The sequence below is a fragment of the Limnohabitans sp. B9-3 genome, assembly GCF_002778325.1.
GTDB classification, from domain to species: domain Bacteria; phylum Pseudomonadota; class Gammaproteobacteria; order Burkholderiales; family Burkholderiaceae_C; genus Limnohabitans; species Limnohabitans kasalickyi.
On record NZ_NESI01000005.1, the window covers coordinates 41,901 to 55,320 of the forward strand.

The window sequence follows — 13,420 nt, forward strand, 5'->3', positions numbered from 1 at the left end:
CCAAGTAACACTCAATCGCGTAACTTGGCTTTCAGTTTCTCACCCAAATCAGGTCGCTCTTTGAACGGGTCTGGCGGGTTGTGCTGCTGAACGATGGCTTCCATGCGGCTTTGCACGTTACCCAGCGCCTGCGGATGGCTGTAGATATAGAACTGATCGGCCGCGATCGCGTCAAACACCAGTTGCGCCACATCCGCAGCGCTCACTTTGCCACTGCTCACCGCTTTGTCGCTCATGGCTTGGCCAATCAACTGACTCTTGGTCGGTTGCTCGGCATCTAAAGCGGCTGGGCGGTTGCGATGGCTTTGGCTGATGCCGGTGGGCACAAAGTAAGGGCACAACACGCTGGCACTGATTTGGTCGTTCACCAGCTTCAAGTCTTGGTAGAGCGTTTCGGTCAATGCCACGACGGCGTGTTTGCTAACGTTGTAAATGCCCATGTTGGGCGGCGTGAGCAAACCAGCCATGCTGGCGGTATTGACGATGTGGCCCTCAAAACTCGGGTCTTTGGCTGCTGCCTCCAACATCATGGGGGTGAACAAGCGCACACCGTGCACCACACCCCAGACGTTGACGCCCAGCACCCAGTCCCAGTCGGCTTGGGTGTTCTCCCAGATCAAACCGCCAGCGCCCACGCCCGCGTTGTTGAACACGAAGTTGGGCGCACCAAAGGTGGCTTTCACGTCGTTGGCCAAGGCTTGCATTTGCGCGGCATCGGCCACGTTGACCAAGCGGGCCAGCACTTGCACGCCGGTGGCTTTGAGTTCGGCCTCAGCCGCGTCGAGTGCGTCTTTTTGCACATCGACCAGCACCAAGTTCATGCCCAGCGTGGCGCCAATGCGTGCGCACTCCAAGCCAAAGCCCGAGCCAGCGCCGGTCAACACGGCGGTTTTGCCTTTGAAGTTTGAAATCATCAGTCTGCCTTTTTCAAAATAAAGCCATTGCGTGGGAAATGCACCTGCACCGTGCCTGCACGGTCGTCGGTACGGCGAACGGTGTAGCGCGTGCGGGTGGCCGCGACCAACTCGCCCTCCGTGGGCTCAAGACCAAAAGCCTCAGCGGTGATCACCACATGGCTACCCAAAGGAATGCCATGCAGGTCGATGAATGGCTCTTTAGACACATCGAGCGGTTGACTTTCACGGGCGATTTGCAGCGCCTGTGTCGATGTGAGATCGGTTTGCGTGCCGTGGCCAAACTTCTCCATGCGCGCCAACCATTCGCGCACATTGGGTGTGGCGTTGAAGATGTCGGCCAGCATGGGCACTTGACGCCAGGTGTACCAAGTGGGGTGATAGGCCGAAAAGTCGGCCACCGAGGGCGCATCACCCATCAAAAACGGGTGGTGGTCCAGCATGTTGGCTAGACGGCGCAGGTAGCTTTTGTACATGCCAAGCGCGTCAGCGGGCGGCATGCGTGGGGCGCCACCGCGCATGGCGGCGCGGTCTTGCACAAACACTTTCACATCTTCAGGGGCCCAGCCTGTCAGCACATGGGCTGCGCCCGCAGGCTGAAAGTTGTAGGCCATGGCCACAGGGAACACCAAGGTGTCCGCCCATTGCGCCACGATGCGCGCAGCACCTTTGACGGCCTCTGGGTACAACGTGGGCGTGGGCTGAATTTGCTCCAGCACATCAGCAATCAAGTTGCTGTCGCAATAAATGTCGGCACCAATTTGCATGAACGGCGTGCGGCGATGGCCGCCGGTAAGCGCCACCACGTCGGGTTTGGGCATGTACATCGGAATGTGCACGCTCTGCCAGCTGAGTTGTTTGTAGCCCAAGATGAGCCGCACTTTTTCAGCAAACGGCGACAGGGGGTAATGGTGAAGAATGATCTGAGACATGTGGTCGCTCTTTGGCCGTCAACTTAGATCAGCTTGACCAATTGCTTGCCGAAGTTCTTGCCTTTGAGCAAGCCCAAAAACGCTTCAGGCGCAGCAGCCAAACCCTCGGCCACTGACTCACGGGGGCGCAACTTGCCGGTGCCCACCAAGGTGCCCAACTCGTGCAAAGCCTCAGGCCACACTTCCATGTGCTCGCTGACGATGAAGCCTTCCACGCGCAGTCGGTTGACCAAAATCAACGCAGGGTTGGTCATGCCAATGGGCGCGCCGTCGTAGCCCGCGATCATGCCGCACACCGCAATGCGGGCAAAGGCGTTGGTGCGCAACATCACCGCGTCGAGCACCATGCCGCCCACGTTTTCAAAGTGGCCGTCAATGCCATTGGGGCAAGCTTCGCGCAGGGCTTTCGAAAGCGAAACGTAGTCTTTGTGTTCTTTGTAGTCGATGCAGGCGTCAAAACCGAGTTCGTTGACCACGTAGTCGCATTTGTCTTTGCCGCCTGCAATACCCACCACGCGGCAGCCGCGTGCTTTGGCCAAGGCACCGTAAGCGCTGCCCACTGCACCACTGGCCGCGCTGACGGTCACGGTATCACCGGCTTTGGGGTTGATGATTTTCACTAAGCCGTACCAAGCGGTCACGCCGGGCATGCCGACCGCGCCTAAGTAATGGCTGAGTGGCACATGGGTGGTGTCGACGCGGCGCAGCAGGCCGGGCGCATTGCCGTCCACCACGCTGTAAAGCTGCCAACCGCCCATGCCCACGACTTTGTCGCCTGGGTTGAATTTCGGATGGCGGCTCTCCACCACTTCGCCCACGGTGCCGCCGATCATGACCTCGCCCAAGGGCTGGGGCACAGCGTAGCTCTTGCTCTCATTCATGCGACCACGCATGTAGGGGTCGAGACTGAGGTAGTGGTGGCGCACCAGCACTTGGTTGTCTTTCAACGCAGGGGGTTGGTTGTGCAGCAACTTGAAGTTGTCGGTGGTTGCCTCCGAAGCGGGGCGGTTGTCGAGCACGATTTGTTGGTTTTCTGGCATTTGAATATCTCCGGTTGTTGGTTTTGAAAAGGAAAAAAGGGAACGCTCAATCGGTGGCGGGGCTTGGGGTGTCCCGCCTTGTCACGTATTTGAAGGTGCCTGTGGCGGTGGCGCACAGCTGCCCTTGGGCGTCGTAAATGCGGCCTTCGGTGAAGGCCATGCTGCGGGTGCGGTGTAACAAATGCCCTTTGCCCACCAGCGCCTGACCGGCTGGCACTTTGGCGGGTCGCATGAACGTGGTTTTCATCTCGATGGTGACCACGCCCATTTGTGGGTCCACGCTGCGTGCGGCGGTGGCCATGATCACGTCCAAAAAGGTCATGACCGCACCGCCGTGCGTGACATCGAAGGAATTCATGTGTTCAGAACGTGGTGCGAAATGCAGCTCTGACTCGCCGCCGTCGAACCGCTCGAGCGAGAAGCCCAAGTGGTCAACGAACGGAATGTTGGCACCAAAAGGAATGCTCATGTTCAGACTCACGTGCAACTCAACCACCCACGATGGCGCTGACACCACCGTCGACGGCCATCCACTGACCGGTGATGTGTTTGCCAGCGTCTGACGCGAACAACAAGGCCAGGCCTTTGAGGTCTTCGTCATCGCCCAAACGGCGCAGTGGGGCGCCTTGGGCCAATTTATCAGCGCCCATTTTTTCGAGCAGCCCATACGTCATCTTGCTAGGGAAGAAGCCCGGGCAGATGGCATTGACCGTGATGCCGTGCTCGCCCCACTCGCCTGCCAAAGCGCGGGTGAAGTTGACGACCGCGCCTTTAGAGGTGTTGTAAGCGATGGTCTTCATCTCGGAGGGGTTGCCTGCCAGACCGGCAATGGACGCCACGTTCAAGATGCGGCCTTTGCCACGCGGGATCATGCACAGTTTGGCGACTTCTTGCGACAAGATGAAGTAGCCGCGCACATTCAGGTTCATCACCTTGTCCCAAGCTTCGACCGGGTGGTCTTCCGCAGGAGCGCCCCATGAAGCGCCAGCGTTGTTGATCAGAATGTCAATCGGGCCCATGCGTTCGATGGTTTCTGCCGCGAGGCGGCGAATGTCTTCTTCTTTGCCGCAATCGGCAGCGATCCATTGGGCGTCAATGCCTGCGGCTTTGAGCTCTGCAGCGGCTTCTTGAAGGTCAGCCGCCTTGCGCGAGCTGAGCATGATCTTGGCACCAGCTTCGCCCAACGCGTGCGCCATTTGCAAGCCCAAGCCGCGTGAGCCGCCGGTGACCAAAGCCACTCGGCCGGTCAGATCAAAAAGTTGTTGTGTGGTGCGTGCCATGGGCGTTTCCTTTATTTCATCAAATGCTTGGCCAGTGCCATGTAGGCAGGCTGCGAGGTGGTTTGCTGCTTGTCGTTTTGTTAGTTTTAGGCTGTCTTATTTGCGGTTCAGAAAGCGTCTTCAGGCAAATCAGCGCAAGTCGGGTCACGGCTGCTGACCACGTTGAGCCAAGCCCCAATCTTGGGCAGTTCGTAGCGGAAGAAGTAGCGGCAAGCGGCGCGGCGACCCTGTGCTGCCGGTGTGTCGTCTTGCCCGAGACTGGCAGCAACGTCGAGCCAAATCCAAGCAATGACGGTGTGACCAAAAGCCTGCAAATAAGGCACCGCATTGGCCAGTGCCTGTGCGGGCTCGGCACCAGCCCAGGCTTGCTGCGTGGCTTGGCCAATTTGCTGGAGGGCAGCGCGCAAGGCCGCGGCTTCTGGCGCCCAGTCCGTTTCGGCTTTGCTGGCTGTGGCCATCATGCGTTCGCCTAAAAGGTGCAGGCCACGCCCGTTTTCCATGAGCACCTTGCGGCCCAGTAGGTCCATGGCCTGAATGCCGTGGGTACCTTCATGGATCATGTTCAAGCGGTTGTCGCGCCAATACTGCTCCACAGGGAAGTCGCGGGTGTAGCCGTAGCCCCCGTGAATCTGGATGGCCAAGCTGTTGGCCTCCAAACACCACTCGCTGGGAAAGCTCTTGACGATGGGCGTGAGTACTTCAAGCAGCAAGCGCGCCACATCGGCATCTTCTGTGGTGCCCGTGTGTTGTTCGTCCACCAAGCGGGCGCTGTACAAAGCCAGCGCCAAAGCGCCTTCGCTGTAGGCTTTTTGTGCCAACAACATGCGCTTGATGTCGGCGTGTTCGATGATGCGCACCTGAGGGCGGCTGGCGTCCTTGCCCCCTGCCCCGCTGGGTCGGCCTTGTGGGCGGTTTTTCGCATAGTCGAGGCTGGCGTAATAACCGGCCATGCCCAGCATGGTGGCGGCCATGCCCACACCGATGCGCGCTTCGTTCATCATGTGGAACATGCAGCGAAGGCCTTCCCCGGGCTTGCCCACGAGGTAGCCCACAGCACCGCTACCGGCGCCGTCCAAGCCTTCGCCGGATTCTCCGCGCACGGGGTACTTGCCCTCCCCAAAGTTCAACAAGGTGTTGGTTGTGCCGCGCCAACCGCATTTGTGGTTCAGCCCAGCCAGCGCCACGTCGTTGCGTTCGCCGGTGAGCTGCCCATCGGTGCCCACCAGCTTTTTGGGCACGATGAACAGCGAGATGCCCTTGACGCCCGGCACCAGTTGGCCATTCACATCTGGGATTTTGGCCAACACCAAGTGGATGATGTTCTCGGAGAGTTCATGCTCGCCTGATGAGATCCACATCTTGTTGCCTTTGAGGCGGTAACGCGCACCTAGCGGATCGACCTCAAACGCATCGCCATCGGGCGTGGCGCGGGTCGTCACGTCGCTCAGCGAGGAGCCCGCTTGCGGCTCGCTCAGGCACATGGTGCCGGAGAACCGTCCTGAAAACTCGTTGGCAGCAAACACCTGCTTTTGCAAATCCGTGCCGTGCACCATCAGCAAATTGGCGTTGCCGCTGGTCAGCATGCCCGAGCCAATGCTCACCGAAGCCATGGCAAAAAAGGCATTGGCCGCAGCCTCCACCGTGTAGGGCAATTGCATGCCCCCAAACTCGTAATCTTGTGCGGCACTGAGCATGCCCGATTCGGCATAGGCCTTGTAGGCGTCGTGCGTGGCTTGCGGCAGCGTGACTTTTTCGCCGTCAAAGTGCGGCTCTTGCGTGTCGACCAATCGGTTGAACGGGGCGTACTTCTCGCGGGCGATGCGCTCGCAGGTGTCGAGCACCGCATCAAAGGTCTCACGCGAGTGGTCGGCAAAACGCTCACGGGACTGCAGGCTTTCAACCCTCAGCCAGTCGTGCAGCAAAAAATCAACGGTGGGACGCAAACTCATAACGCTCATCCAGATTTAGAACATAAAAAAAGGCGGCCAGCTCAAAGCCAACCGCCCTTCGCGTTGATCAGGCATCAACGCGAGACTGCATCACAGCACTTCGAAAATGCCGCAAGCGCCCATGCCGCCACCGATACACATGGTCACCGCCACGCGCTTGGCGCCACGGCGTTTGCCTTCGATCAGGGCATGGCCTGTCAAACGCTGGCCGCTCACGCCGTAGGGGTGACCCAAGGCAATCGCGCCGCCGTTGACGTTCAAACGCTCAGCAGGAATGCCCAGCTTGTCGCGGCAGTACAGCACTTGTACGGCAAAGGCTTCGTTCAACTCCCACAGGTCGATGTCGTTGACCGTCAGGCCCAAACGCTTCAAGGCTTTAGGCACGGCGTAGACGGGGCCAATGCCCATTTCGTCAGGCTCGCAACCGGCAACAGCGAAACCGAGGAATCGGCCCAAAGGTTGCAAGCCACGTTTGCTGGCCAACTCTTCGCTCATCACCACGCAAGCACCGGCGCCGTCCGAGAACTGGCTGGCGTTACCGGCGGTGACCAAGCCACCAGGCATGGCCGAGCGCAAACCGCGAATGGCTTCGACGGTGGTGCCCTCGCGGGTGCCTTCGTCGCGGCTGACGGTGACTTGTTTGGTCATCATGCCCATGACTTTGTCGATCACGCCTGCTGTGACAGTGATGGGGGCGATTTCTGCGTCAAACAAACCCGCAGCTTGTGCGGCACAGGCTTTTTGTTGGCTGCCTGCGCCGTACTCGTCCATCACGTCGCGGCTGATGTTGTAACGCTTGGCCACTTGCTCAGCGGTTTGCAACATGTTCCAGTAGATTTCTGGTTTTTTCTTCATCAAGTTGACGTCGCCCAACATGTGTTGGTTCATCTCTTGCTGCACGCAAGAAATGCTTTCCACACCGCCAGCCACATAAATATCGCCTTCGCCCGCAATGATGCGTTGCGAAGCCAGTGCAATGGTTTGCAGGCCAGAAGAACAGAAGCGGTTGACGGTCACGCCCGACACAGAAACAGGGCAATCGGCCATCAGCGCGATTTGACGTGCGATGTTGGCGCCGGTGGCGCCTTCGGGGTTGGCACAACCCATGATGACGTCTTCGACTTCACCTGCGTCGATGCCGGCGCGTGCGATGGCGTGTTTCACGGCATGGCCACCCAGCGTCGCGCCGTGGGTCATGTTGAAGGCACCTTTCCAGCTCTTGGCGAGCGGGGTGCGGGCGGTAGATACGATGACAGCGTTGGTCATGAGGAGTCCTTAATTCGGTTTCAGTTGAAGGTCTTGCCTTCGGCGGCGAGCTTGGCCAGCAACGGGGCTGGTTTCCAGAACTCGGCGTCATCGAGGGGGTTGGTGGCAAAGCGGTTCATGGCTTGCACCACGTTGAACAGGCCGATTTGGTCGGCGTACAGCATGGGGCCACCGCGGTAGATCGGGAAGCCGTAGCCGGTGATGTAGACCATGTCGATGTCGCTGGCCTTGGAGGCAATGCCTTCTTCCAAGATGTGGGCGGCTTCGTTGACCAACGAGAACACCAAACGTTGCACGATTTCTTCGTCGCTGATCTTGCGGGCGGTGATGCCCATGTCGGCGCGGTGCTTGACGATCATGGCCTCCACCTCTTTGTTGGGGATGGCATCACGTTTGCCAGCTTGGTAGTCGTACCAACCTGCGCCCGTTTTTTGACCGTAACGGCCCATCTCGCACAACAAGTCAGCGGTTTTGCTGTACTTCATGTTGGGCTTTTCTTGGTAGCGGCGCTTGCGGATGGCCCAGCCAATGTCGTTGCCTGCCAAGTCACCCATGCGGAATGGGCCCATGGCAAAACCAAACTTCTCAATGGCTTTGTCCACTTGCGAGGGCGTACAGCCTTCTTCCAGCAAGAAGCCGCCTTGACGGCCGTATTGCTCAATCATGCGGTTGCCGATGAAGCCGTCGCACACGCCTGACACGACGGCGGTTTTCTTGATCTTCTTGGCCACAGCCATGACCGTGGCCAGCACGTCTTTGGCGGTTGCTGCGCCGCGCACGACTTCAAGCAGCTTCATCACGTTGGCTGGGCTGAAGAAGTGCATACCCACCACGTCTTGTGGACGCTTGGTGAAGTTGGCGATTTGGTTCACGTCCAAGGTGGAGGTGTTGGAAGCCAAGATGGCACCGGGCTTCATCACCGCGTCGAGTTGCTTGAACACGGTTTCTTTGACGCCCATTTCTTCAAACACGGCCTCGATCACCAAATCGGCGTCTTTGAGGTCGTCGTAGCTCAAGGTGGTGGTCAGCAAAGCCATACGCTGTGCGTATTTGTCTTCTTTGAGCTTTCCCTTTTTAACTTGCGCTTCGTAGTTTTTCTTGATCGTGGCAATGCCGCGGTCCAAGGCTTCCTGCTTGGTTTCGAGCATCTTGACGGGGATGCCTGCATTCAAGAAGTTCATGGTGATACCGCCACCCATGGTGCCCGCACCGATCACGGCAACTTGCTTGATGTCGCGTGTGGGGGTGTCGCTGGGCACGTCTGGAATCTTAGCGGCTGCACGTTGTGAGGTGAACAAGTGACGCAAAGCGCGGCACTCGGGTGTCCACATCAAGTTGGTGAAAATCTCGCGTTCGAGAACCATGCCATCGTCGAACTTCTTCTTGGTGGCGGCTTGCACGGCGTCCACGCACTTGGGCGGTGCGGGGTAGTTTTTGGCCATGCCTTTGACCATGTTGCGGGTGAACTGGAAGTAAGCATCACCTTGGGGGTGCTTGCAAGGCAGGTCACGCACGCGGGGTAAGGGGCGCACATCGGCCATCGAACGGGCGAACGCCAAAGCTTCGTCCATCAATGAGGCGGGCGATGCGGCCATTTGGTCGAACAGCTTTTGGCCGGGCAACATGGCGAGCATTTCGCTCATGATGGCTTCGCCGCTGACGATTATGTTCAGCGCAGCTTCGACGCCCAACACGCGTGGCAAGCGTTGTGTGCCACCCGCGCCGGGGATCAAACCAATCTTCACCTCAGGCAGCGCAATGCTGGCACCGGGTGCGGCAATGCGGTAGTGGCAACCGAGGGCCAATTCCAAGCCGCCGCCCATGGCGACCGAGTGAATGGCAGCCACGACGGGCTTGGTGCTGTTTTCGATGACCGAGATCACGCTCAACAAGTTGGGTTCTTGGATCGCTTTGGGCGAACCAAATTCGCGAATGTCTGCACCGCCCGAGAAGGCCTTGCCCTCACCGGTCACCACAATGGCTTTGACAGCGGCATCGGCCAAGGCCTTGGCCACACCGTCAGCAATTGCTTGACGTGTCGACAAACCCAAACCGTTGACCGGTGGGTTGTTGAGAGAAATCACGGCCACGTCGCCGTGAACTTTGTAGTCTGCACTCATGCGGGTTCCTTGTTGGAGCAAATGAAGGAAAAAAGAACGGTCGTTCTATTTTTATTCTAGATCAAACTTCAAGCCATTCACGTCGGGTATACGCGTCTGCTTTCAGTTCAGCGGGTGTGCCTGTGAACACAATGCTGCCGTGGCCCATGACCAACACGCGGTCAGAAATGTCCATGGCAATGGTGAGTTTTTGCTCAATCAGCAACACCGAAATGCCGCGTGCTTTGAGCGTCTGTAAATACTGGCCGACCAACTCGACAATCTTGGGCGCCAAGCCCTCGGTGGGTTCGTCAATGATGATCAAGTCGGGGTCGCCCATGAGGGTGCGGCACAGCGTGAGCATTTGCTGCTCGCCGCCTGACATCACGCCTGCTTCCGTGTGTTCGCGCTCTTTCAAACGCGGGAACATGGCGTACATGTCGTCGAAGGACCAACGGCTGCCCTCGCCTTTGCCTTTTTGGCCCAGCAACAAGTTTTGGTGCACGGTCAGGGTCGGAAAAATGTCGCGACTTTCAGGCACATAACCCAGCCCTAAATGGGCGATTTGGTAGGCCTTTTTGTCGAGAATGGATTGGCCCTTCCAGTCAATCTGGCCCTTGCAATCCACCAAGCCCATGATGCTGCGTGCGGTGGTGGAACGGCCTGAACCGTTGCGTCCCAAAAGCGACACAATTTCGCCGGGCTGGATGTCGAACGACACGCCATGTAAGACATGGCTTTTGCCGTAAAACGCGTGAAGATTTTCAATGTGAAGCATGCGGTGTTTCTCGCGCTGTCGTGTTGATGGGTCAGCCGTGAGCTTGAGAGTCAGCTACGGTCGAGCCCAAATAAGCTTCTTGCACCTTGGCATTGGCGCGCACAGCTTCGGGGGTGTCAAAGGCGATGACTTCGCCGTACACCACCACGGCAATCTTGTCGGCCAAACCGAAGACCACACCCATGTCGTGCTCGACGGTCAGCAAGGTTTTACCTTCGGTGACTTGGCGGATGAGTTGGATGAATCGCTTGGTTTCGCTCTTGCTCATGCCCGCCGTAGGCTCGTCGAGCAAGATGACATTCGCGCCGCCCGCGATGGTGATGCCAATTTCTAAGGCGCGTTGTTCGGCGTAAGTCAGGTTCATGGCCAACACGTCACGCTTTTTATCCAGGCGAATTTCTTCCATCAACTTTTCAGCGGCGTTGTTGGCGTCGTCTAAATCGGCCAAAAACTTGAAGAAGGTGTACTTGTAGCCCAACTTCCACAAAACGGCGCAGCGCAAGTTTTCAAACACACTCAACTTCGGAAAGATGTTGGTGATCTGAAAACTGCGGGATAAGCCCAAACGGTTGATCTCAAATGGCTTTTTGTGGTCGATGCGGTTCTCGCCCAACCAAATCTCACCGCTGCTGGGCTCAAGCCGGCCGCTGATGAGGTTGAACAAGGTGGATTTACCGGCGCCGTTGGGGCCAATGATGCCCACGCGCTCGCCGGATTGCACCGCTAAATCAACGCCTCGGATGATTTCGGTCTTGCCGAAATTCTTGCGTACGTCTTTGAGTTCGAGCGCGATCACAGGGCCTCCCGGCGTTTGATTTCTTTTTCGATGAACACCTGTGTCTCATCCCAATCGTGAACAAATTGGCGTCTGGCCAACTCAAACAGCCCCAAGCCGGTGAGCATGACAAACGCCGACCCAAACCAGCTGTTGAGCGATTCGGCGTTCAGGTGCACACCCGCAAACTTCAACTCAGGGCCAAGGGCCGCATTGAGTTGCAGGTGGTAGACCATTTCAATCATGGCTGCAGCCCCCGCCAGCGCCATCAATGCGGTGACGGCGAGGCCTAGATAAGCCACCCACATTTGCCGCAAGCGACCAAAGGCAGCCAAACGCAAGTTCATCATGATCAAGCTGGCGATGCCGCCAGGGGCAAACATCACCATGAACAAGAACACCAAGCCCAAATACAGAAGCCACGCTTTGGTGAACTCGGACAGCAACACAAATGCCAGCACCATCAACACCGCACCGATGAGGGGGCCAAAGAAGAAGGTGGCGCCACCCAAGAAGGTGAACAACAAATAAGCGCCTGAACGCCCTGCGCCCACCACTTCGGCTGTGACGATCTCAAAGTTGACCGAGGCCAAGCCGCCCGCAATGCCCGCGAAAAAGCCCGCAATGATGAACGACAGGTAACGCACATGCTGTGTGTTGTAGCCAATAAATTCAACGCGCTCGGGGTTGTCGCGCACAGCATTCAAAATCCGGCCCAGCGGGGTGCGGGTGAAGGCGTACATCAAAGCTACACACACCAAGGTGTAGGCGGCAGTGAGGTAATACACCTGCACAGGCGGACCGTAAGTGATGCCCATGAAGGCTTCACCCATGACACGGTTGCCCGACACACCGGCTTCGCCGCCGAAGAATTCCGAAAACATCAGCGACATCGCAAACACCAACTCGCCCACGCCCATCGTGATCATGGCGAAGGTGGTGCCGGACTTGCGCGTGGTCACGTAGCCAAATAAAACAGCAAACAGCATGCCGCCTACCCCACCCACCAAGGGAATCAAGGTGACAGGAATATTGAGAGCCCCATTGCTAGCCGCATTCAGTGCATGCATGGCAATGTAGGAACCGAGGCCCGTGTACACCGCATGGCCAAAGCTCAACATACCGCCCTGTCCCAACAACATGTTGTAGGACAGGCAAGCAATCATGGCAATGCCCATTTGGGTGAGCATGGTGACTGACAAGTTGCTGGTGAACACCATAGGTGACACCACCAACAGCAGGGCAAACAAGCTCCAAATGACCCAACGGGCCACGTTGTAAGGTTTGAATTCGTAATAGGTTTTGGTCAAGGCCATTGCTTAAGTCTCCCGGGTGCCCAACAGACCCTTGGGTCGGAAGATCAAGATCAACACCAAAAATAAGTACGGCAAGATGGGCGCAACCTGCGACAGGGTGAGCTTCAAGACCGAGTTGTTTTGCAAGGCACTGCTGAGTTGCCAGCCAAAGCCTTGCATCATGGACACCAAGGAGCTGTCAAAAGCCACAGCAAAGGTTTGCACGACGCCGATCAGAATCGAGGCCAAAAACGCGCCGGCCAAAGAACCCATGCCGCCCACGACAACGACCACAAAAATGACGGAACCCACAGTAGCGGCCATAGCTGGCTCGGTGACAAAGGTGCTGCCACCAATCACACCCGCTAAGCCAGCCAAACCGGTGCCCACACCAAACACCATCATGAAGACGCGCGGAACGTTGTGGCCCAAAGCCTCGACGGCTTCAGGATGTGTCAAAGCCGCTTGAATGACCAAGCCAACACGGGTGCGTTTGAGCAGCAGCCACAAGCCCACCATCATCATCAAAGCGACCAACATCATGAAGCCGCGTGTGGCGGGAAACGGCGAACACACCACGCGTACCGCAGCATCTGCCGCATTGCAGAGCTCGGGTGCCGCTGCGCCCCAGACCAAAGACAGACCATTCAAGGAGTTCTGCACCAAGGTGAACGCCGGTCCTTGCAAGGAGGGCGGCGGCGCAAAGTCCACAGATGTGCGGCCCCACAGCAGTTGAACCACTTCCAAAACGATGTAGGACAAACCAAACGTCACCAGCAACTCGGGCACATGCCCAAATTTGTGCACGCGACGCAAACACAAGCGCTCAAACATCGCGCCTAAAGCGCCCACCAAAATCGGTGCCACCAACAATGCCACCCAAAAGCCTAAAACGCTGTTGAGGGTATAGCCAATGTAGGCCCCAATCATGTAAAAGCTGGCGTGCGCAAAGTTAAGCACGCCCATCATGCTGAAAATCAGCGTCAAGCCTGAGCTGAGCATGAACAACAGCAAGCCGTAGCTCATGCCGTTGAGCATGGAGATGAAGAAAAACTCCATGGTTGAACCTGTTTCTCACTGAACCTAAAAAGA

At 57.6% G+C, this 13,420-nt stretch carries 12 protein-coding genes; all 12 read right to left on the minus strand.

What is annotated here, in order from left to right; genetic code table 11:
- Positions 1–11: 11 nt before the first annotated feature.
- Complete coding sequence (locus B9Z42_RS09325) at positions 12–914, minus strand: SDR family oxidoreductase (protein WP_100133109.1); 903 nt, start codon at positions 912–914, stop codon at positions 12–14.
- The gene (locus B9Z42_RS09330; RefSeq protein ID WP_100133110.1) at positions 914–1,846 is read right to left on the minus strand and encodes a glutathione S-transferase family protein; all 933 of its coding nucleotides are present in this window, start codon (positions 1,844–1,846) and stop codon (positions 914–916) included. The genes B9Z42_RS09325 and B9Z42_RS09330 overlap by 1 nt, the downstream gene beginning before the upstream one ends.
- A gap of 23 nt (positions 1,847–1,869) precedes the next feature.
- Entirely contained in the window at positions 1,870–2,886 is a 1,017-nt protein-coding gene (locus B9Z42_RS09335; protein WP_100133111.1) for an NADP-dependent oxidoreductase, read from the minus strand.
- Between the two features lie 46 nt (positions 2,887–2,932).
- Entirely contained in the window at positions 2,933–3,355 is a 423-nt protein-coding gene (locus B9Z42_RS09340) for a PaaI family thioesterase (RefSeq protein WP_100133282.1), read from the minus strand.
- 19 nt (positions 3,356–3,374) lie between these two features.
- Positions 3,375–4,166, minus strand: coding sequence for an SDR family oxidoreductase (locus B9Z42_RS09345; RefSeq protein ID WP_100133112.1), 792 nt, complete (start codon positions 4,164–4,166; stop codon positions 3,375–3,377).
- 107 nt (positions 4,167–4,273) lie between these two features.
- A complete protein-coding gene (locus B9Z42_RS09350; protein WP_100133113.1) occupies positions 4,274–6,115 on the minus strand; it encodes an acyl-CoA dehydrogenase in 1,842 nt (613 codons plus the stop codon).
- A gap of 90 nt (positions 6,116–6,205) precedes the next feature.
- Positions 6,206–7,381 carry an acetyl-CoA C-acyltransferase gene (locus B9Z42_RS09355; RefSeq protein ID WP_100133114.1) on the minus strand — a complete coding sequence of 392 codons (1,176 nt, stop codon included), beginning with the start codon at positions 7,379–7,381 and terminating at the stop codon, positions 6,206–6,208.
- A gap of 20 nt (positions 7,382–7,401) precedes the next feature.
- Positions 7,402–9,501, minus strand: a complete 2,100-nt coding sequence (locus B9Z42_RS09360; RefSeq protein WP_100133115.1) for a 3-hydroxyacyl-CoA dehydrogenase NAD-binding domain-containing protein — start codon at positions 9,499–9,501, stop codon at positions 7,402–7,404.
- Between the two features lie 61 nt (positions 9,502–9,562).
- Positions 9,563–10,258, minus strand: coding sequence for an ABC transporter ATP-binding protein (locus tag B9Z42_RS09365; protein WP_100133116.1), 696 nt, complete (start codon positions 10,256–10,258; stop codon positions 9,563–9,565).
- Between the two features lie 31 nt (positions 10,259–10,289).
- Entirely contained in the window at positions 10,290–11,054 is a 765-nt protein-coding gene (locus B9Z42_RS09370) for an ABC transporter ATP-binding protein (protein ID WP_100133117.1), read from the minus strand.
- Complete coding sequence (locus B9Z42_RS09375) at positions 11,051–12,349, minus strand: branched-chain amino acid ABC transporter permease (protein ID WP_100133118.1); 1,299 nt, start codon at positions 12,347–12,349, stop codon at positions 11,051–11,053. The genes B9Z42_RS09370 and B9Z42_RS09375 overlap by 4 nt, the downstream gene beginning before the upstream one ends.
- 3 nt (positions 12,350–12,352) lie before the next feature.
- Positions 12,353–13,387 (minus strand): branched-chain amino acid ABC transporter permease, encoded by a 1,035-nt coding sequence (locus B9Z42_RS09380; RefSeq protein ID WP_100133119.1) that lies wholly within the window; start codon positions 13,385–13,387, stop codon positions 12,353–12,355.
- Positions 13,388–13,420: the final 33 nt, after the last annotated feature.